Source organism: Streptomyces gobitricini, assembly GCF_039532985.1.
GTDB classification, from domain to species: domain Bacteria; phylum Actinomycetota; class Actinomycetes; order Streptomycetales; family Streptomycetaceae; genus Streptomyces; species Streptomyces gobitricini.
The window spans coordinates 202,914-221,955 of record NZ_BAAASR010000014.1; the positions used below are offsets into that span (position 1 = coordinate 202,914).

Annotated in this window: 23 protein-coding genes; 16 read left to right on the forward strand and 7 right to left on the reverse strand. The window is 73.4% G+C overall.

All coding sequences use genetic code 11. From position 1 onward, the window contains the following. Nucleotides 1-187: 187 nt before the first annotated feature. Nucleotides 188-358 carry a hypothetical protein gene (locus ABD347_RS12395; RefSeq protein ID WP_344360155.1) on the reverse strand — a complete coding sequence of 57 codons (171 nt, stop codon included), beginning with the start codon at nucleotides 356-358 and terminating at the stop codon, nucleotides 188-190. Nucleotides 359-590: 232 nt separating this feature from the next. Here ABD347_RS12395 and ABD347_RS12400 point away from each other — a divergent pair, with 232 nt between their 5' ends. The 4 genes from ABD347_RS12400 to ABD347_RS12415 are packed head-to-tail and all read left to right on the forward strand — an operon-like array spanning nucleotide 591 to nucleotide 4,539. Beyond that, on the forward strand, nucleotides 591-1,952 hold the full coding sequence (locus ABD347_RS12400; protein WP_344360213.1) for an NYN domain-containing protein: 1,362 nt from the start codon (nucleotides 591-593) through the stop codon (nucleotides 1,950-1,952). A gap of 38 nt (nucleotides 1,953-1,990) precedes the next feature. Beyond that, complete coding sequence (locus ABD347_RS12405) at nucleotides 1,991-2,962, forward strand: ABC transporter ATP-binding protein (protein ID WP_344360215.1); 972 nt, start codon at nucleotides 1,991-1,993, stop codon at nucleotides 2,960-2,962. 13 nt (nucleotides 2,963-2,975) lie between these two features. Next, complete coding sequence (locus ABD347_RS12410; protein WP_344360157.1) at nucleotides 2,976-3,809, forward strand: ABC transporter permease; 834 nt, start codon at nucleotides 2,976-2,978, stop codon at nucleotides 3,807-3,809. A gap of 34 nt (nucleotides 3,810-3,843) precedes the next feature. After that, on the forward strand, nucleotides 3,844-4,539 hold the full coding sequence (locus ABD347_RS12415; protein ID WP_344360159.1) for a DUF2567 domain-containing protein: 696 nt from the start codon (nucleotides 3,844-3,846) through the stop codon (nucleotides 4,537-4,539). Between the two features lie 99 nt (nucleotides 4,540-4,638). Here ABD347_RS12415 and ybaK read toward each other — a convergent pair whose 3' ends face one another. The 4 genes from ybaK to ABD347_RS12435 all read right to left on the reverse strand — a co-directional run bounded on the left by ybaK (nucleotide 4,639) and on the right by ABD347_RS12435 (nucleotide 8,655). Then, on the reverse strand, nucleotides 4,639-5,136 hold the full coding sequence (ybaK, locus tag ABD347_RS12420; RefSeq protein ID WP_344360161.1) for a Cys-tRNA(Pro) deacylase: 498 nt from the start codon (nucleotides 5,134-5,136) through the stop codon (nucleotides 4,639-4,641). A gap of 20 nt (nucleotides 5,137-5,156) precedes the next feature. Continuing rightward, on the reverse strand, nucleotides 5,157-5,897 hold the full coding sequence (locus ABD347_RS12425; RefSeq protein WP_344360163.1) for an LON peptidase substrate-binding domain-containing protein: 741 nt from the start codon (nucleotides 5,895-5,897) through the stop codon (nucleotides 5,157-5,159). A gap of 5 nt (nucleotides 5,898-5,902) precedes the next feature. After that, nucleotides 5,903-6,931: a hypothetical protein gene (locus ABD347_RS12430; protein ID WP_344360165.1), complete on the reverse strand. Its 1,029-nt coding sequence runs from the start codon at nucleotides 6,929-6,931 to the stop codon at nucleotides 5,903-5,905. A 113-nt stretch (nucleotides 6,932-7,044) separates the two neighbouring features. Further along, nucleotides 7,045-8,655: an oxidoreductase gene (locus ABD347_RS12435; protein WP_344360167.1), complete on the reverse strand. Its 1,611-nt coding sequence runs from the start codon at nucleotides 8,653-8,655 to the stop codon at nucleotides 7,045-7,047. 160 nt (nucleotides 8,656-8,815) lie between these two features. Here ABD347_RS12435 and hisD point away from each other — a divergent pair, with 160 nt between their 5' ends. From hisD to hisF, 8 genes are all read left to right on the forward strand, one after another. Beyond that, nucleotides 8,816-10,138, forward strand: coding sequence for a histidinol dehydrogenase (gene hisD / locus ABD347_RS12440; RefSeq protein WP_344360168.1), 1,323 nt, complete (start codon nucleotides 8,816-8,818; stop codon nucleotides 10,136-10,138). Continuing rightward, nucleotides 10,135-11,253: a histidinol-phosphate transaminase gene (locus tag ABD347_RS12445; protein WP_344360170.1), complete on the forward strand. Its 1,119-nt coding sequence runs from the start codon at nucleotides 10,135-10,137 to the stop codon at nucleotides 11,251-11,253. Before hisD ends, ABD347_RS12445 begins: the two co-directional genes overlap by 4 nt. Continuing rightward, nucleotides 11,250-11,843 carry an imidazoleglycerol-phosphate dehydratase HisB gene (hisB, locus tag ABD347_RS12450; RefSeq protein ID WP_344360172.1) on the forward strand — a complete coding sequence of 198 codons (594 nt, stop codon included), beginning with the start codon at nucleotides 11,250-11,252 and terminating at the stop codon, nucleotides 11,841-11,843. The genes ABD347_RS12445 and hisB overlap by 4 nt, the downstream gene beginning before the upstream one ends. Continuing rightward, nucleotides 11,840-12,007 carry a hypothetical protein gene (locus tag ABD347_RS12455; protein WP_344360173.1) on the forward strand — a complete coding sequence of 56 codons (168 nt, stop codon included), beginning with the start codon at nucleotides 11,840-11,842 and terminating at the stop codon, nucleotides 12,005-12,007. The genes hisB and ABD347_RS12455 overlap by 4 nt, the downstream gene beginning before the upstream one ends. 5 nt (nucleotides 12,008-12,012) lie before the next feature. Further along, a complete protein-coding gene (gene hisH, locus ABD347_RS12460; protein ID WP_344360175.1) occupies nucleotides 12,013-12,654 on the forward strand; it encodes an imidazole glycerol phosphate synthase subunit HisH in 642 nt (213 codons plus the stop codon). A 62-nt stretch (nucleotides 12,655-12,716) separates the two neighbouring features. Beyond that, on the forward strand, nucleotides 12,717-13,442 hold the full coding sequence (priA, locus tag ABD347_RS12465) for a bifunctional 1-(5-phosphoribosyl)-5-((5-phosphoribosylamino)methylideneamino)imidazole-4-carboxamide isomerase/phosphoribosylanthranilate isomerase PriA (protein WP_344360176.1): 726 nt from the start codon (nucleotides 12,717-12,719) through the stop codon (nucleotides 13,440-13,442). Then, nucleotides 13,439-13,855 (forward strand): RidA family protein, encoded by a 417-nt coding sequence (locus ABD347_RS12470; protein ID WP_344360177.1) that lies wholly within the window; start codon nucleotides 13,439-13,441, stop codon nucleotides 13,853-13,855. The genes priA and ABD347_RS12470 overlap by 4 nt, the downstream gene beginning before the upstream one ends. Continuing rightward, entirely contained in the window at nucleotides 13,852-14,607 is a 756-nt protein-coding gene (hisF, locus tag ABD347_RS12475; RefSeq protein WP_344360178.1) for an imidazole glycerol phosphate synthase subunit HisF, read from the forward strand. The genes ABD347_RS12470 and hisF overlap by 4 nt, the downstream gene beginning before the upstream one ends. On the opposite strand, the gene ABD347_RS12480 is transcribed toward hisF, so the two are convergent. Continuing rightward, nucleotides 14,604-15,005, reverse strand: coding sequence for a VOC family protein (locus tag ABD347_RS12480; protein WP_344360179.1), 402 nt, complete (start codon nucleotides 15,003-15,005; stop codon nucleotides 14,604-14,606). The genes hisF and ABD347_RS12480 overlap by 4 nt on opposite strands. 240 nt (nucleotides 15,006-15,245) lie before the next feature. Continuing rightward, nucleotides 15,246-15,881: a TIGR03085 family metal-binding protein gene (locus tag ABD347_RS12485; protein WP_344360180.1), complete on the reverse strand. Its 636-nt coding sequence runs from the start codon at nucleotides 15,879-15,881 to the stop codon at nucleotides 15,246-15,248. An 84-nt stretch (nucleotides 15,882-15,965) separates the two neighbouring features. Between ABD347_RS12485 and hisI the strand changes: the two genes are divergently transcribed. The 4 genes from hisI to ABD347_RS12505 all read left to right on the forward strand — a co-directional run bounded on the left by hisI (nucleotide 15,966) and on the right by ABD347_RS12505 (nucleotide 18,889). After that, the gene (hisI, locus tag ABD347_RS12490; RefSeq protein WP_344360182.1) at nucleotides 15,966-16,316 is read left to right on the forward strand and encodes a phosphoribosyl-AMP cyclohydrolase; all 351 of its coding nucleotides are present in this window, start codon (nucleotides 15,966-15,968) and stop codon (nucleotides 16,314-16,316) included. An 11-nt stretch (nucleotides 16,317-16,327) separates the two neighbouring features. After that, nucleotides 16,328-17,815, forward strand: a complete 1,488-nt coding sequence (locus ABD347_RS12495; protein WP_344360184.1) for an anthranilate synthase component I — start codon at nucleotides 16,328-16,330, stop codon at nucleotides 17,813-17,815. A gap of 23 nt (nucleotides 17,816-17,838) precedes the next feature. Then, nucleotides 17,839-18,498 carry a TIGR02234 family membrane protein gene (locus tag ABD347_RS12500; RefSeq protein WP_425575633.1) on the forward strand — a complete coding sequence of 220 codons (660 nt, stop codon included), beginning with the start codon at nucleotides 17,839-17,841 and terminating at the stop codon, nucleotides 18,496-18,498. 115 nt (nucleotides 18,499-18,613) lie between these two features. Next, nucleotides 18,614-18,889 (forward strand): HGxxPAAW family protein, encoded by a 276-nt coding sequence (locus tag ABD347_RS12505; protein ID WP_344360188.1) that lies wholly within the window; start codon nucleotides 18,614-18,616, stop codon nucleotides 18,887-18,889. Nucleotides 18,890-19,042: the final 153 nt, after the last annotated feature.

Genomic DNA, 19,042 nt, shown 5'->3' on the forward strand with positions numbered 1-19,042 from the left:
TCCTGTCCGGTGGGCCGGCCGGCGCCCGGCTCGGTGGCTGTGGGGGTGGGCGACCGGTCCTCGTCCGGTACGCCCGGCGGTGCGGGCGGTACGCGAGGCCGACAGCCGGGTGCTCCGGTGCGCGCGGAAGGGGCGCGCCCGTCGTCACGGGTGCGCCCCTTCCGTCGTACGCGGGCCCGGCGGGGCCTCAGTTGTGGCCGAACCTCTTCTGCCGGCCCTTGCCGGCGACGTCCGCGGGCGTGACCTGCGAGACGCGGTGCTCGGCCTGGGCCTCCATCGACGAGCTCTTCGCCTGCTGCGCGCCACGCTCCGCGGGCGACGCCTTCTGACCGCGGTCCGGCTTCTTGTTCTTGGCCATGGTGCTGCCTCCGTGGGGTGTAGGGGCCAGGGCCGCTGCCAGACTCACATACGCGCATAGGGCGCGCATTTTGGATCATTGCGGACGGTAGTCGACTGTCATCACGGGAGCTTGGGGTGATCCGCCACGCCGATGATCCAGTTCCGGCCGTTAACCCCGCGGCAGTCGGGCAGACTCGAAGGAAACCCGAAGCAACTTCCGATCCCGAGGTTCCCGAAAGAGGGTGGAACACGTGGACCGCTGCGTCGTTCTGGTGGACGCCGGCTACCTGCTGGGAGCCGCCGCCAGCCTTCTTGCCGGAGAACCGGCCCGTTCTCGGATCACCGTCGACCACACCGCCCTCATCCAGGGCCTCCGCGAACGCGCCGAGGCCGACACCCAGCAGCCTCTGCTGCGGATCTACTGGTTCGACGGGGCCCCCGACCGCGTACCCCAGCCCGAACACCGCAGGCTGCGCGTCATGCCCCGGGTCACCGTCCGGCTGGGCGCCCTGACGCGCAGCGACGGCCGCTGGGCCCAGAAGGGCGTCGACGCCGCCATGCACGCCGAGCTCACCGAGCTCGCCCGCAACCGCGCCTGCTCCGACATCGTGCTCGTCACCGGCGACGGTGACCTGCTGCCCGGCCTGATGTCCGCCAAGGAACACGGTGTCGCCGTCCACCTCTGGGCCGTCCAGGCCGCCGACGGCGACTACAACCAGTCCGAGGACCTGGTCGCTGAGGCCGACGAACGCCGGGTGCTCGACCGCGAATGGATCACCCGGGCCGTCCGCGCCAAGGAGCTCACCGGCCCCTGCTCGCCGCCGCCCGTGCCGCGTCCCGAGATCGCCGCGATCCTCTCCGCCCCGCTGCCCGAGTCGGCGCTCGCCGCCTCCGCCGAGCGCGCCGCCGAAGCCGCCTCCGCAGCCGCAGCCGCAGCCGCAGCCGCCGCCGGGGCCAACGGCGCGGCATCGCCCGTCAACGGAACCCCCGCTGTCAACGGGACGCCCGTCAACGGCCGGTCCGTCCACGACACGCCCCGCGACGGCGGAACGGCCGGCGCGAACGGGACCGGCGCGCCCTCCCCGGGGACCGCCAAGGCCGGCGGCGTCCCCACCCCCAAGGACCTGGCAGCCCTGCACGCCCCCGGCCACCAGCCCCCCGGCCCGGCCGCCGCCGCCCAGCCCGCGAACGCCACGCTCCGCTGGTCCTCCGACCGGGGCTGGGTCGACCGCCCCGGCGGCACGGCCGGCGAACCGCCCGAGACCGCGTCGCTGCCCACCCTCGCCCAGCTGACCAGCGCCGAGCAGCGCTGGGCCGACCGCGAGGAGGACATCACCACGGTCGGCGGCGACCCCTTCGAGGTGGGCCAGGTCTTCGCGCGGCGCTGGATGGAACGGCTGCCCGACCCCGCCCACGTGCAGAAGCTCTCCACCATGTACCCGCGCATCCCGCACCGCATCGACGGCGAACTGCTGCGCTACGCGGCACGCTTCGGCCTGCTCGCCCACAAGGACGACCAGATCGACGACCACGACCGGTACGCGATCCGGGCCGGGTTCTGGCGCGAGATCGACGTGCGGACGGCGGCCGAGCACGCCCCCGTGGGCGAATAGGGCAGGGCGACCCTTTAGGCTCATCCCTCGTGAGTACGGTGTGCGTGGTGCGGGAGCTGGTCAAGACGTACCCCGCCACGCGCGGCAGGCGCGGGCGGCCCGCCACACCCGAGGTGCGCGCCACCGACGGGGTGTCCCTGGATGTGCGCGGCGGCGAGATCTTCGGCCTGCTCGGCCCCAACGGCGCCGGCAAGTCCACCCTCGTCCGTCAGCTGACCGGACTGATGCGGCCCGATTCCGGCACCGTCCGGCTGCTCGGCCACGACCTCGTACGCCACCCCGAGCGTGCCGCGCGTCTCATCGGCTACCTCGGGCAGGAGTCCACCGCCCTCGACGAGCTGACCGTCGCGCTCGCCGCCGAGACCACCGGGCGGCTGCGCGGCCTCACGGTTCGGGACGCGCGGGCCGAGCGGGACGCCGTCCTGGACGAGCTGGGGCTCACGCGGCTCGCCGGGCGCCCCCTGAAGAAGCTGTCCGGCGGCCAGCGGCGGCTCGCCTGTTTCGCCACCGCGCTGGTGGGGGAGCGGCCGGTGCTGATCCTCGACGAGCCCACCACCGGCATGGACCCCGTCGCCCGGCGTGCCGTGTGGGCCGCGGTCGACCGGAGGCGGGCCCGGCACGGTACGACCGTGCTGCTTGTCACCCACAACGTCATCGAGGCCGAGACCGTGCTGGACCGGGTCGCCGTGCTGGAGCGCGGGCGGGTCATCGCCTGCGACACCCCGGCGGGCCTCAAGGAGCGGGTGGCCGGCGAGGTGCGGGTGGAGCTGGTGTGGCGCGAGCGGGCTCCGCTGGAGGTGCCGGAGGTGGTGGCGCTGCGGGAGTCGGCGCAGGAGGCGGGCCGCACCTGGGTGCTGCGCCTCGCGCCCGACGAGGCACGGGCGGCGGTCGCGGCGGTGACCGGCGGCGCCGCGTTCGCCGCGCTCGACGACTTCACGCTGGCGACGCCGAGCCTGGAGGACGTGTACCTCGCACTCGGCGGCGAGACGAAGGGCCTGGTCAAGGCATGAACAGGAGCATCGGTTGAGCATCATGCCCGCACAGGCCGTGTCCTCCGGCGCGGTCGTCCCGGCGCAGGCCGACGACCCCGCCGCGCGTGACGCCGCGCCGCTCGCCCCACGGGCGCGGCTGCTGCCGGCGCTCGCCGCGGTGTACGGGGCCCAGCTGTCGCGGGCCCGGGTGGCCCGCATCCCGCTGCTGTTCGTGGCGACCTTCCAGTCCGTCGGGATCATGGTGCTGATGCGCGGGGTGGTCGACGGGGGCGCGGAGGCGCGGGCCGTCGTCGCCGGGTCCTCGGTGCTGGTGGTCGCCTTCGTGGCGCTGAACCTGCTGGCGCAGTACTTCGGGCAGCTGCGGGCGAGCGGCGGGCTCGACCACTACGCCACGCTGCCGGTGCCGCCCGCCGCGGTGGTGCTCGGCGCGGCCGGGGCGTACGCCTCCTTCACGGTGCCCGGGACGGTCGTCACGGCGGTCGCGGGCTCGGTCCTCTTCCAGCTGCCGCTGACCCACCTGTGGATCCTGGCGGCGGTCGTCCCGCTCACGGGCGCCGCCCTCGCCGGGCTCGGCGCGGCCCTCGGGCTGCTCGCGCCGCGCCAGGAGCTCGCCACCCTGCTGGGCCAGCTCGGCATGTCGGCCGCCCTGCTGCTGGGCGTGCTGCCGGCCGACCGGCTGCCGGAGCCCATCGGGTGGGCGCGGGACCTGCTTCCGTCGACGTACGGGGTGGAGGCACTCGCCCGGACGTTCGATACGCGGCCCGACTGGGCGGCCGTCGGGCTGGACCTCGCGGTGTGCGCGGCGGTCGGCGTGGTGTCGCTGGCCCTCGCGACGTGGGCGTACCGGCGGGCGGCGGTCCGGTGAGGCACCGCGCGGGCACGCCTGGCACGATGGCAGGGTGACCGCACCGCTGACTCCGCCGCACCGGCCGTCCCCGCACGACTCCGCATGGCCGCCGCCGTACTCCGCCGTCCCGAAGGACACGGACGACCCGGACAACCCGGATGGAACGGACGGCGTGGACGGCATGGACGACACGCCGGACGTGGCCACGGAGGTACGGCAGGGGGTCGTGGTGCTGCTCGTGGTCACCCTGGCGGGTGTCGCCCTCGGGCTGCTGTGGCTGTGGCTGGCCCCGCGCATCCCGCTGGTCTCGGACGGAAAGGCCGTGTTCCTCAAGGACACGGAGGGCGAGAACGCGGTCGGCGCCGACGGTACGTTCACGCTGCTGGCGCTCGGTTTCGGGGCGCTCAGCGCGGCGGTCGTCTTCTGGTTCCACCGGCGGGGCGGTATCGCGATCGTGGTCGGTCTCGCCCTGGGCGGGCTCCTCGGCTCGCTCCTCGGCTGGGGTGTCGGCACCCTGCTCGGCCCGGCGCACGACGTGGCGGAGCACGCCCGGGCGGTCGGCGCGGGCGTCACCTTCGACGCGCCGCTGGAGCTCAAGGCGCACGGGGCGGTCCTGGCGTGGCCGGTGGCCGCAATGCTGGTCCACCTGGCGCTCACGGCCCTCTTCGGCCCCCGCGACCCGGAACCCGACTGGGACGACACCGCCCTGCCTCCGCCCCCGCCGCCCCCGCACGACGCCCGCTCCTGACGGCGGGACGGGCGGCGTGCGCCGCGGCCGGGGCACCGCCCGGTCAGGAGGGGCGGCGCCCCCGCGGGCGTCACTCAAGGCGGGGCAGCCGCGCAGGGCTCACGCGCGGCCGATCGGCGCCAGCACCGCTTCCGTGAGAGCCACCAGGTCCGCCGGGGCCAGTTCGACCTCCAGGCCCCGGCGCCCCGCCGAGACGCAGATGGTCGCGTGCTTCGATGCCGAGACGTCCAGGACGGTACGCAGCCGCTTGCGCTGGCCGAGCGGGGAGATTCCGCCCCGGACGTACCCCGTCGTGCGTTCCGCCGCGGCCGGGTCGGCCATCGCCGCGCGCTTGCCTCCGACCGCCGCCGCGAGGGCCTTCAGGTCCAGCTGGCCGGCGACCGGGACGACCGCGACGGTCAGGTCGCCGTCGACGTCCGCGACCAGGGTCTTGAAGACCCGGTCGGGGGAGACCCCGAGGGCCTCGGCGGCCTCCTCACCGTACGAGGGGGAGGCGGGATCATGGTCGTACGCGTGCAGGGTGAAGGGTGTGCCCGCGGCCGTGAGGGCCACTGTCGCCGGGGTGCCGCCTGCTTGCTTCTTCGACTTCTTCGCCACGTCGGTCGTCGTCCTCCGCCTCAGTTGGGGCTCGTGGGCGCCCGGGTCAGGTCCACCGCCGGCAACGACGGCAGGTGCCGCAGTACGGCGGTCTCCGCCCGCAGCAGGTGCAGTTCCTCGCGCAGCCGCGTCGCGGTGTCGGGCGCCTGGAGGAGCCGCTGCTTGGCCGGGGTGTCGAGCACGGCCGCCGCGGCCACCAGGTACGAGACGACCGAGGGCTCGTCGGGCAGTTCCTGGCCCGTCGTCAGGGATCGCTCCCGGGCTCCGGCCAGCCGCTTCTGGTAGGCGCGGAACGCCCGCAGGACCCCCTCGGCGAGCGCTCCCGCCCCGTCGCCCTGCTCCTCCTCCAGCTCCTCCAGCTCCGCCGTCAGGAAGGGGCCGGTCGCGTCGACCGACAGCAGCTTCACGCGTGTCGTACCGGTCGCCAGTACCTCGAAGCTGCCGTCCTCCCGCTCCCGGATCGTCGCCGCGTCGGCGATGCAGCCGACCCGGTGGAACGCCTGGACAGGGTCCGGCCCGAAGCCCGCGGCGGGGCCCTTCTCGGGCAGCGCCGTCTGGTCGGGCAGCCCGGGCGCGGTGGGCGCGACCTCACGCCCGTCGCGGATCGCCACGACGGCGAAGCGGCGCGGCTCCGACTCGTCGGTCTTGAGCAGCTCGCGCATCATGGCGCGATAACGCTCCTCGAAGACGTTCAGGGGCAGCACGAGGCCCGGGAACAGCACCGCGTTCAGCGGAAAGAGTGGCAGGCGAGCGGTGGTCACAGCGGTCAAGCGTAATGGCCGCCCGAACGCCCGCGTCCGGCCCGTCCGCGCGGAGCGGCGGCGGAGGCCGCTTCGAGGCGTACGCCGGCGCGGGCGTCGAGGAACCCGCCCAGTGGATCGTCGCTCACCGACGACCACGGGAACGACGTGGCGTACGGGCCGATCAGGCGGAACTGATCGAGGGCCGCCGCCCACCGCTCGCGCCCCGTCAGCACGTACACCAGCACGTTGCGCACCTCGGCCGGCCACGGGTCGGCCACCGGGTACCGCCCGGACAGCTCGATGGCGAGGTCCGCCGCCGCGTCGATCCGCTCCTCCCGTACGGAACCGGCGTCGCCCGCCCTCAGCCGGATGTACGCAGCCCGCACCGGAAGCGCCCTGATGAGCGATCCGGGCAGCGCGTCGGCGGCGGCCTGCTCGGCGAAGTCGAAGCACTCGCGGTGCGAGCCGCGCCGCTGCGCCGACAGGTACTTCAGGGCGGCCACGTGGCACCCGTCGTGGTGTGCGGCGCGGCGCAGGGCCTGCTCCCACAGCGTCTCGAAGGCGGCGTGCGAGGCGTGCGTGCCGCGCGCGTGGTCCAGCGCCAGCCGCCACGGCACCGGGTCGCGCGGCGCGGCGTCGGCCGCCGCGCCGATCAGTGGCCCGAGCTCCAGCAGCCGCTCGGCCCGCGCCGGGGACTCCCACGCCCTGCGGACGGCCACCTCCGCCTTGACCAGCAGGGCGTCCGGGTCGTGGGGCGTGTCCGCCAGCCAGCCCGCCAGCCACTCGTCCCGGCTCCGCGCGAAGGCGGCCAGCCGCGCGACGTACCGGTCACGGCTCTCCCATTCGGCGGCACCCCGCGTGCCGGCCAGCAGCTTCGCGGCCGGTTCGTGGTCCCCGAGCGCGGCGGCGACCAGCGTCGGGGCGAGCTGTTCGTCCGGCGCGTCGAGCAGCACCGCGTGGTCCGGCGGCAGTCCGTCCGCGAGGTGCGGCGCGTGCCGGACCCCGCGGGCGGTGCTGAGCAGGGCGCGGAGCAGAGACATGGTGCGGACCATTGAAAACCGCAGGTCGGAGCCGCACCAGTGGCCTGCTGTGAAGCTTTGGTAGGGGCGGAATGGTTGCACCGACGAATGTCAAGAGAAGGTAAAGAAAGCGGTGTACGAGTGGGTCAGCTGCGCCGCAGGAGCCGTGAGGCACCGGCCGCGACCGTGGTGGCGAGGATCCAGCCCAGCAGGATGAGCACGGTCGACGTCCACTGCCATATGCCTGCCAGCCGCCAGTGCCCGTCCTGGCCGAGATTGATCACCGGCAGCAGCAGATCCAGGGCGTACAGGGCGGCGTTCCAGTTCGGGTGCTCGCCCGGCTTGATCGGCGGCGGGTCGCACCGGGAGAAGGCGAGGGTCCCCGCGGCCCACAGCACCGCCATCCAGAGCGCCGCCCGCCCCGGGCGATAGCCGTAAGCCACCGTCCAGTCCTGGAGATAGCCCCACATCTTCGCCGCGAGCGGAAGCGTCTCGCGTCTGCGGCGCTGCTTGGCCAGCAGCACCTCCCGCGCGTCGGCGTCCTCACCGCTGTTGCGCAGCACCGTCGCCAGCCGCTCGTACGGCTCCGGGGCGAACTCCGGCGTCGCCGCCGCCACCCACTCCAGGCGGCGGGCGAGCGGGAAGTGGCCGTACGGCACGAGGTTCTCGTAGACGAAACCGCCCATCGCCAGCCCGCCCGGGCCGGGCCAGCTGGTCGACAGGTCGATCAGCGTCACGACCTTGGCGCCGTTGAGCACCACCCGCCCCTCCTCCGGACGCTCGCTGTTGAAACGCAGCTCGGGGGTGACGATCCGGCGCAGCGACAGCTCCTCGCGCTGCTCCGAGGAGAGCAGGAACCGCGCGTGGTGGAAGTCCACCGCGTCCCCGAACCGGCCGTCGTCCAGCCGCACCCCGCCCCGGCACTCGAACGGCTGGATGCGGGTGCCGCGCATCGGTGTGTTGAAGTTGGCCAGCCCCCCGGGCGGTGTCGCACCCGCCGTGTTCCCCGTCCGGTCGCTGACCCACGCGTACGTCATGTACAGCGTCCGCTCCACGGTCAGCTGGGGCGCGTTGAGAGCCCGCCGGCCCTCCGCGCCCCGCAGCCTGCTGCCGCGCAGGCTCAGCGAGACGCCGACCTTCGCACCGCGCAGGGAGAACTCGCCGTGCGTCTCGATCAGCTCCGCCGTCAGGTCCTGCGCCACCGACATCCCGTCGGCCACGATCGCCCGGCCGCGCCGGTCGGACCCCACATGGATCTGGCTGATCAGCAGGTCCGTGCCGATCTGGGCGTCGGTCAGCCGCATACCGCGGTCCACCCGGCAGCGCGGGAGGTGCAGGTCGCCCTCCGTGTGCAGCCGGGCCGCCTCCAGCCGCGGCACCGCGCACTTGACCATGCGCAGCGTGGTGAACCGCGACTCCGGCAGCACCACCTCGTTCTCGAACCGGCAGCCGTGCAGCTCCACGTACGGTCCGACCGTGCCGCCCGCCAGGTCGAGGGTGCCGCTGATGTGCACCCCGCGCAGCTTCAGCGCCGAGACCCGGCCGGCCAGCGCGGGCGGCCCGTCCAGCAGCAGCAGCGCCACCTTGTCGGCCCGCACGCTCCGCTCCGGCGGCCACACACGCGGCGAGAACGGATCGTCCAGCATCGCGTTCCCGGTGCTCAGGTCATAGGTGGCACCGATCCGGAACGCCTGCCACATCCCCACCTCGGACGGGGTGAGATCGGCCGGCACATCGTCGTCGTGCGGCTCGGTCACTGCCGCCCCCTCCGCTTCCCCTGTTTCGTACGGTTGTTCTTCCCGCTCTGTGACGGACCGAACGCTAACGGTCAGGTGTGACAACAAGACGCCACTGCGGCGTGTATCAGCCAGTGATACGGGCGCTCGGCCGCGCGGCGCCGTCTGCGAGAATTGACCTGTGATCTCACGAATCGATCTGCGCGGCGACGCCCTCCCGGAGGGTGGCGCTCTGCGCGACCTGCTGCCCCGTGCCGAGTTCGACGTGGAAGCCGCCCTGGAGAAGGTGCGGCCGATCTGCGAGGCCGTGCATCATCGGGGGGACGCGGCGCTGATCGACTACGCGGAGAAGTTCGACGGCGTCGCCCTCGACCAGGTGCGGGTTCCGGCCGCCGCGCTCACCCGCGCGCTGGAGGAGCTCGATCCGGCCGTCCGCGCCGCCCTGGAGGAGTCGATCCGGCGCGCCAGGATCGTCCACCGCGAGCAGCGCCGCGCCGAGCACACCACCCAGGTGGTGCCCGGCGGCACGGTCACCGAGAAGTGGGTCCCGGTCCAGCGCGTCGGCCTGTACGCGCCCGGCGGCCGCTCCGTCTACCCCTCGTCCGTGATCATGAACGCCGTACCGGCGCAGGAGGCGGGCGTCGAGTCGATCGCCCTCGCGTCCCCGCCGCAGAAGGAGCACGGCGGCCTCCCACACCCCACGATCCTCGCCGCCTGCGCCCTCCTCGGCGTCGACGAGGTGTACGCCGCCGGCGGTGCCCAGGCCGTCGCCATGTTCGCCCACGGCACGGAGTCCTGCGCCCCCGCCAACATGGTCACCGGCCCCGGCAACATCTGGGTCGCCGCCGCCAAGCGGTACTTCACCGGCCGGATCGGCATCGACACGGAGGCCGGCCCGACCGAGATCGCCGTCCTCGCCGACGACACCGCCGACCCGGTCCACATCGCCGCCGACCTGATCAGCCAGGCCGAGCACGACCCGCTCGCGGCCGCCGTCCTGGTCACCGACTCCACCGACCTCGCCGAGGCCGTGGAGAAGGAGCTGGAGCCCCAGGTCGCCGCCACCAGGCACGTCGACGACCGGATCGTGCCGGCCCTGCGCGGCAGGCAGTCCGCGATCGTGCTGGTCGACGGCCTGGAGGAGGGCCTGCGCGTCGTCGACGCGTACGGCGCCGAGCACCTGGAGATCCAGACCGCCGACGCGGCGGCCGTCGCCCGGCGCGTCCGCAACGCAGGCGCCATCTTCGTCGGCCCCTGGGCACCGGTCTCGCTCGGCGACTACTGCGCCGGCTCCAACCACGTCCTGCCCACCGGCGGCTGCGCCTGCCACTCCTCCGGCCTGTCCGTGCAGTCGTTCCTGCGCGGCATCCACATCGTGGACTACACGCGCGACGCGCTGGCCGAGGTGGCCCACCACGTGGTGACCCTCGCCGAGGCGGAGGACCTGCCGGCGCACGGCGCGGCGATCAAGGCACGGTTCGGATGGAAGGTGCCGCAGCGGTGACCATCGGCATCGACGACCTGCCCATCCGCGACGAGCTGCGCGGCAAGTCCCCCTACGGCGCGCCGCAGCTGGACGTGCCCGTACGCCTCAACACCAACGAGAACCCGTACCCGCTGCCCGAGCCGCTCGTCGAGCGGATCGCCGAGCGCGTCCGGGACGCGGCCCGCTCGCTCAACCGCTACCCCGACCGGGACGCGGTCGAGCTCCGTACCGAACTGGCCGCCTACCTCACCCGGACCACCGGCTATGAGGTCGGCCCCGCCAACGTGTGGGCCGCCAACGGCTCCAACGAGGTCATCCAGCAGCTGCTCCAGACCTTCGCGGGGCCCGGCCGCATCGCGATCGGCTTCGAGCCCTCGTACTCGATGCACGGCCTGATCTCGCGCGGGACCGGGACGGGCTGGATCTCCGGGCCGCGCACGGACGACTTCACCATCGACGTCGCCTCCGCCACGGCCGCCATCGCCGAGCACCGCCCCGACGTCGTCTTCGTCACCTCGCCCAACAACCCCACGGGCACCGCCGTCGAGGCGGAGACCGTGCTGGCGCTGTACGAGGCCGCGCAGGCGGCCAAGCCGTCCCTGGTCGTGGTCGACGAGGCGTACGTGGAATTCAGCCACCGCCCCTCGCTGTTGTCCCTCATCGCGGGCCGGCCCAACCTGGTGGTCTCCCGCACCATGTCCAAGGCGTTCGGCGCGGCGGGCCTGCGCCTGGGCTACCTGGCGGCGCACCCGGCCGTGGTCGACGCCGTCCAGCTGGTGCGCCTGCCGTACCACCTGTCGGCCGTCACCCAGGCCACCGCGCTCGCGGCCCTGGAGCACACCGATACGCTGCTGGGGTACGTCGAGCAGCTGAAGACCGAGCGGGACCGGCTGGTCGCCGAGCTGCGGGCCATCGGCTACGAGGTGACCGAATCCGACGCCAACTTCGTCCAGTTCGGACGGTTCGACGGCGAGGGAGCCGCCCACGCCGTGTGGCAGCGGATCCTCGACCGGGGCGTCCTGGTCCGCGACAACGGCGTACCGGGCTGGCTGCGGGTCACCGCCGGCACACCGGAAGAGAACGACGCGTTCCTGGATGCGGTTCGCGCACTGAAGAAGGAGCAGAGCTCATGAGCCGCGTAGGACGGGTCGAGCGCACCACCAAGGAGACGTCCGTCGTCGTCGAGATAGACCTCGACGGCACCGGAAAGGTCGACGTGTCGACCGGCGTCGGCTTCTACGACCACATGCTGGACCAGCTGGGCCGCCACGGACTGTTCGACCTGACGGTCAAGACCGACGGCGACCTGCACATCGACTCGCACCACACGATCGAGGACACCGCCCTCGCGCTCGGCGCCGCCTTCAAGCAGGCGCTCGGCGACAAGGTGGGCATCTACCGGTTCGGCAACTGCACCGTCCCGCTGGACGAGTCCCTCGCCCAGGTCACCGTCGACCTCTCCGGCCGCCCCTACCTGGTGCACACCGAGCCGGAGAACATGGCGCCGATGATCGGCTCCTACGACACGACGATGACCCGGCACATCCTGGAGTCGTTCGTCGCCCAGGCGCAGATCGCCCTCCACGTCCACGTGCCGTACGGCCGCAACGCCCACCACATCGTGGAGTGCCAGTTCAAGGCCCTCGCCCGCGCCCTGCGGTACGCCTCGGAGCGCGACCCGCGCGCGGTCGGGATCCTGCCCTCCACGAAGGGCGCGCTGTGACGGGTCTTTCGACCATCCTGATCGTGGTCGGCCTCTTCCTCGCGGGGGGCGTGTACTCCTTCAGTAAGCAGCGGATGCCCAAGGGCGTCATCGTCCTGCTGCTCATCGCCTCGGTGATGTGCCTGCTGGCGGGCGTCCTGCGGCTTCAGGGAATCTGGGAATGAGCGGCATGAGCACTGCGAAGAAGGTCGTGGTCCTCGACTACGGATTCGGTAACGTCCGGTCCGCCGAGCGTGCCCTCGCGCACGTCGGCGCCGACGTCGAGATCACCCGCGACTACGACACGGCCATGAACGCCGAGGGGCTCCTCGTTCCCGGCGTCGGCGCCTTCGCCGCCTGCATGGCCGGGCTCAAGGAGGCCCGCGGCGACTGGATCGTGGAGCGCCGGCTCTCCGGAGGCAGGCCCGTCATGGGCATCTGCGTGGGCATGCAGATCCTCTTCGGACGGGGCATCGAGCACGGGGTGGAGACCGAGGGCCTGGACGAGTGGCCCGGCACGGTCGGCCCCCTGCGGGCCCCGGTCGTCCCCCACATGGGCTGGAACACCGTCGAGGCCCCCGGGGACAGCGAGCTGTTCGCCGGTCTCGACGCCGACGCCCGGTTCTACTTCGTGCACTCCTACGCCGTGCACGACTGGAGCCTGGAGGTCGCCAACCCCGCCATGCGCGCGCCCAAGGTCACCTGGTCCACGCACGGTGAGCGGTTCGTCGCGGCCGTCGAGAACGGCGCGCTGTGGGCGACCCAGTTCCACCCCGAGAAGTCCGGCGACGCCGGTGCCCAACTGCTGACCAACTGGCTCAACACCTTCTGACCCGCTTCGGACCCGCCTCCGACCCGCCTCCGACCCGCCTCAAGGATCTAGGACCCGCTGAGATGAGCAAGCTCGAACTCCTTCCCGCCGTCGACGTCCGGGACGGCCAGGCCGTCCGGCTCGTCCATGGCGAGTCCGGCACGGAGACCTCCTACGGCTCTCCGCTGGAGGCTGCCCTCGCCTGGCAGCGCGCGGGCGCCGAGTGGCTGCACCTGGTGGACCTCGACGCCGCGTTCGGCACCGGTGACAACCGGGAGCTGATCGCCGAGGTCGCCGGGGCCATGGACATCAAGGTGGAGCTGTCCGGCGGCATCCGCGACGACGCGTCGCTCGCCGCCGCGCTCGCCACCGGCTGTACCCGCGTCAACCTGGGAACGGCCGCCCTGGAGACCCCCGAGTGGGTCGCCAAGGTCATCGCCGAGCAGGGCGACAGGATCGCGGTCGGCCTGGACGTCCGCGGCACGACGCTGCGCGGCCGTGGCTGGACCCGTGACGGCGGCGACCTCTACGAGACGCTGGCCCGCCTCGACTCCGAGGGCTGCGCCCGGTACGTGGTCACCGACATCGCCAAGGACGGCACCCTCCAGGGCCCCAACCTGGAACTGCTGCGCAACGTCTGCGCGGCCACCGACAAGCCCGTCGTCGCCTCCGGCGGCGTCTCGTCGCTGGACGACCTGCGCGCGCTGTCGGAGCTCGTCCCGCTGGGCGTCGAGGGCGCCATCGTCGGCAAGGCGCTGTACGCCAAGGCGTTCACCCTGGAGGAAGCGCTCGCGGCGGTGACCGCGTGACCGACTCCGTACGCCGTGTGGTGACCGGTGCGCCGTGGGAGGAGCAGTTCGGCTACTCCCGTGCCGTCGAGCTCCCGAACGGCCTGGTGCTGGTCTCGGGCTGCACCTCGATCGTCGACGGCGAGATCGCCGGCGGCGGGCCCTACGAGCAGGCGGTCAACTCCTTCAACGTGGCCTTCGCCGCACTGAGGCAGCTCGGTCTCGGCCCGGCCGACGTCGTGCGCACCCGGATGTACATCACCCACGCCCGGGACGTGGACGAGGTCGGCCGCGCCCACAAGGAGCTGTTCGACGACGTCCGCCCCGCCGCCTCGATGATCATCGTCTCCGGCTTCGTCGATCCCAGCCTGGTCGTCGAGGTCGAGGTCGAGGCGTACCGGGCCGGCACCACCCGAGGAGGTGCCGCGTCATGACCCTCGCGGTACGTGTCATCCCCTGCCTGGACGTGGACAACGGCCGGGTCGTCAAGGGCGTCAACTTCCGGAACCTCCGGGACGCGGGCGACCCCGTCGAGATGGCCAAGCTGTACGACGCCGAGGGCGCCGACGAGCTGACCTTCCTCGACATCACCGCCTCGTCCGGCAACCGGGAGACCACCTACGACGTGGTGCGCCGCACCGCCGAGCAGGTCTTCATCCCGCTCACCGTCGGTGGTGGCGTGCGCAGCGCCGAGGACGTCGACAAGCTGCTGCGCGCCGGTGCGGACAAGGTCGGTGTCAACACGGCGGCCATCGCCCGGCCGGAGCTGATCCAGGAGATCGCCGAGCGGTTCGGCCGCCAGGTGCTGGTGCTGTCGGTGGACGCCCGCCGTACCCCCGAGGGCACCTTCGAGGTCACCACGCACGGCGGCCGGCGCGGGACCGGCATCGACGCCGTCGAGTGGGCCCACCGGGCCGCCGAGCTGGGCGCGGGCGAGATCCTGCTCAACTCGATGGACGCGGACGGCACCAAGGACGGCTACGACACCGAGATGATCGCCGCCGTCCGCAAGCACGTCACGGTGCCGGTGATCGCCTCCGGCGGCGCGGGCGAGCTCGCCCACTTCCCGCCCGCGATCGACGCGGGCGCCGACGCGGTGCTGGCCGCGTCCGTCTTCCACTTCGGCGACCTGAGGATCTCCGAGGTGAAGGCCACCCTGCGCGAGTCGGGCCACCCGGTCCGCTAGCGCACCGGGCCTCGGCCGAGCGGCTGGGTGAGCTGTACGAGGTTGCCGACGGTGTCGTCCAGCACGGCCGTCAGGACCGGCCCGTGCTCCATGGGCGGCTGGGTGAACCGCACACCCAGCCCGCTCAGCCGCTCGTACTCGGTCCGCAGCGCGTCCACCCCGAGGACGAGGCACGGCAGCTCCGCCTCGCGCAGGCCCCGGCGGTACTGCTCCGCCACCGGGCTGTCCCCGGGTTCCAGCAGCAGTTCCACGTCCTGACCGGGCGCCGCCACCGTGATGAACCGGGCCCCGCCGAGGTCGAGGTTGGTCCGGGTCTCGAAGCCGAGCACGTCCGTGTAGAAGGCGTGGGCCTTCTCCTCGTCGTCGACGTACACGCTGGTCATCGCGATCCTGATCATCGCTCCTCCTGCCCGGGCCGCATGGGAGACGCGTACGAGCCGCGTACGAGCGTGTACGCCGCGTACGAGCGTGTACGAGCCGCGTACGTCCGATGATGCCCGGCCGCGCGGACAGCGGCCGGTCGGCGCCGGACGTACGGCGGGCTCCGCCGCGAGCGCCGCCCGGTGCGCCGCCGGGGGCGTCCAGGCCCTGGGCTCCGGGCCGCCGCGCCGTGCGGAGCCGCCCGGAGCCCCTCCCGGCTAGATCCCCAGCTGCTCCGTGCCGTGCAGGCGCTCCACGGCGTCCTTGTCGCCCTCCACCTCGACGTTCGCCGCGTCCTGGCGGCCGAACACGAACATCGTCAGCTCGCCCGGCTCGCCCGTCACGGTCACCACCGGAGTGCCCCGGTGCGCGACCGTCGTCTGGCCGTTGGGGCGGCGCAGCACCAGGCCCACCGGGGCCTTGCGGCACAGCACGCGCGCCGCCTTCTCCAGCCGCGTCCACAGGGCCTCCGCGAAGACCGGGTCCAGCTCACGCGCCGTCCACTCCGCCTGCGCCCGTCGGACGTCCTCGGCGTGCACGTAGAACTCGACCGTGTTGGCCCCCTCGTCGACCTGCTTGATCGCGTACGGGGACATCCGTGGCGGCCCGGTACGGATCAGCTGGATCAGTTCCTCGTACGGCTTCGACGCGTACTCCGCCTGTACCTGCTCCAGGCGCCCCCGCAGAGGCCCCAGCAGTATTCCGGCGGCCGCGTCCGGACGGCGCTCGCGCACCACCACATGGGCGGCCAGATCTCGGGTCTTCCACCCCTCGCACAGGGTCAGGGCATCGGGGCCCGCCGCCTCCAAGAGGTCCGCGAGCAGGAGCCGTTCACGCTTGGCATGGGTCGACATGGGGGCCAGGGTACGGCCGCACGGCGTCGTCCGCCCAGTGGACGCCCCGCCGCCCGGGCCCCGCCGTCACGGCACAATGGCCACATGACCAGCAACCTTGACCCGGCCATCGCCGCCCGTCTCAAGCGCAGCCCCGACGGGCTGGTCCCGGCCATCGCCCAGCAGTACGACACCGGCGAGGTGCTCATGCTGGGCTGGATGGACGACGAGGCCCTGCACCGCACCCTCACCACCGGCCGCTGCACCTACTGGTCCCGCAGCCGCCAGGAGTACTGGATCAAGGGCGACACATCCGGTCATGTGCAGCACGTCAAGTCCGTCGCCCTCGACTGCGACGCCGACACCGTCCTGGTCAAGGTCGACCAGGTCGGGGCCGCCTGCCACACCGGCGCCCGGACCTGCTTCGACGCCGACGTCCTGCCGCTCGGAAAGTAGGCTCGGACGCCATGGATCTCGAGACCTTCCGCAAGCTGGCGGCCGACCGCCGCGTCATCCCCGTCAGCCGCCGCCTCCTCGCGGACGGCGACACCCCGGTCGGCCTCTACCGCAAGCTCGCCGCCGAACGCCCCGGCACCTTCCTGCTGGAGTCCGCCGAGAACGGCCGCTCCTGGTCCCGGTACTCGTTCATCGGCGTACGCAGCTCCGCGACGCTGACCGCCCGCGACGGGCAGGCCCACTGGCTCGGCACCCCGCCCGTCGGCGTCCCCGTGGACGGCGACCCCCTCCAGGCGCTGCGCGCCACGGTGGAGGCTCTCCACACCCCCAGGGACCTCGCCTCGGGGATGCCGCCCTTCACCGGCGGCATGGTCGGGTACCTCGGCTACGACATCGTCCGCCGCCTGGAGCGCATCGGCGACCACGGCCGCGACGACCTCCGGCTGCCCGAGCTGACGATGCTGCTCACCTCGGACCTCGCCGTGCTCGACCACTGGGACGGCACGGTGGTGCTCATCGCCAACGCGATCAACCACAACGACCTCGACACGGGCGTCGACGAGGCGTACGCGGACGCCGTCGCCCGCCTCGACGCCATGGCCGCCGACCTCGCCCAGCCCCTCCGCACGGAGCCCGTGGCCCTCCCGCCCTCCGAGCTGCCGCCGTACACCGCCCTGTGGGGCGGCCCGGCCTACCAGGGCGCCGTCGAGGACATCAAGGAGCGCATCAGGGCCGGCGAGGCCTTCCAGGTGGTGCCCTCGCAGCGCTTCGAGACGCCCTGCACGGCGGGCGCCCTCGACGTCTACCGGGTCCTGCGGGCCACCAACCCGTCCCCGTACATGTACCTCTTCCGCTTCGACGGTTTCGACGTCGTGGGCTCCAGCCCCGAAGCCCTCGTCAAGGTCGAGGACGGGCACGCGATGGTCCACCCGATCGCCGGCACCCGCCCGCGCGGGGCCACGCCGCAGGAGGACCAGGCCCTCGCCGACGAACTGATCGCCGACCCCAAGGAGCGGGCCGAGCACCTGATGCTCGTCGACCTCGGCCGCAACGACCTCGGCCGCGTCTGCGAACCCGGCTCCGTCGAGGTCGTCGACTTCATGTCGATCGAGCGGTACTCGCACGTCATGCACATCGTCTCGACCGTCACCGGCCGCGTCGCCGGAGGCCGCACCGCTTTCGACGTCCTCACCGCGTGCTTCCCCGCCGGGACGCTGTCCGGCGCGCCGAAGCCGCGCGCCATGCAGATCATCGAGGAGCTGGAGCCCACCCGGCGGGGACTGTACGGCGGTTGCGTCGGCTACCTGGACTTCGCCGGCGACTCCGACACCGCCATCGCCATCCGTACCGCCCTCCTGCGTGACGGCACGGCGTACGTCCAGGCGGGCGCGGGAGTCGTCGCAGACTCCGACCCGGTCGCCGAGGACACCGAGTGCCGCAACAAGGCGGCCGCCGTCCTCCGGGCGGTGCACACCGCCAACCGGATGAAAGGCGCATGACGGCATAAGGGATAGTGGTTCGCGTGAGTGCCGCATCCGTACCCCAGCCCCGTGCCAGCCGCGCGGACGAGACGGCGGCCGCTTCGGGCGGCCGCCGCAGCCTCGCCGCCGCCCTGTTCCTCGGCGCCGCGGGGGCGGCCGTCGTGCTGCTCGCCTCTGGCCAGACCTGGGCCGAGGGCACCGTCGCCGTGGGCGGCGGCACCGTCCCGCTCAATGCCGCGGGCGGTGACGTCACCGGCGTACCGACCGCCCTCGCCATCGTGGGCCTGGCGGCTCTCGTCGCCGTCTTCGCGGTACGCCGCGCGGGCCGGTTCCTCGTGTCGACGCTGCTCGCCCTGAGCGGCGCGGGCGCCGCCGTCGCCGCGTACCTGGGCGCCTCCGACCGCTCCGCGCTCGACGAGCAGGCCGCCTCGGTCACCGGGGACGCCGCGGCCCGCGCGGGCTCCCTCACGCACACCGCCTGGCCCTACGCCACCGCCGCCGCGGCGCTGCTCATCCTCGCCGCCGGTCTGCTGGCCCTGCGCTACGGCCGTTCCTGGCCCGCCATGTCCGGGCGGTACGAGCGCGACGCGGGCCCCCGCACGGCCAGGAGCAGCCGCAGGGCCGCCCCCGCGGACCCCGAGCGGCCCGAGGAGCTGTGGAAGGCCCTGGACCGCGGTGAGGACCCCACGCGGGAGCCCTGACCCGCCCGCGCCGGGTGACCCCCGGATCACCCCGCACGCGCGCGTGCGGGACAATGGCGCTGAGCGTCCGCACCGGCGGGGCCGTACACAGAGCAACAGCAACGAGGAGCAATTCATGGCGGGCAGCGACCACGGACACACCCCGGCCGCCTGGACCGGTGTCATCATCTCCTTCATCGGCTTCTGCGTCGCCGGTGCCTTCATGGTGGCGGCCAACCCGCTCGGCTTCTGGGCGGGCATCGTCGTCATCCTGCTCGGCGGCGTCGTCGGATTCGCGATGAAGCTCGCCGGCCTGGGCCAGAAGCCGACGCCGGAACTCGACCGCGCCCGCGAGGAGGCGGCCCGCAAGGACCACACTCCGGAGACCGCTCGCGCGGACGTCCGCGCCTGAGCCGTCCGGGCGCATCCCGGTACAAGGCGCATCCCGGCACCCGCCGGGCTGCGCCTTCTCGCGTGACCGGGGACAATCGCCCGGTGTACCCCAAGCCTCCGACCGCGGCCCCCGCCCCGACGCCCGCCGCCGGCCCGCCCCCGCCGCCCGGCC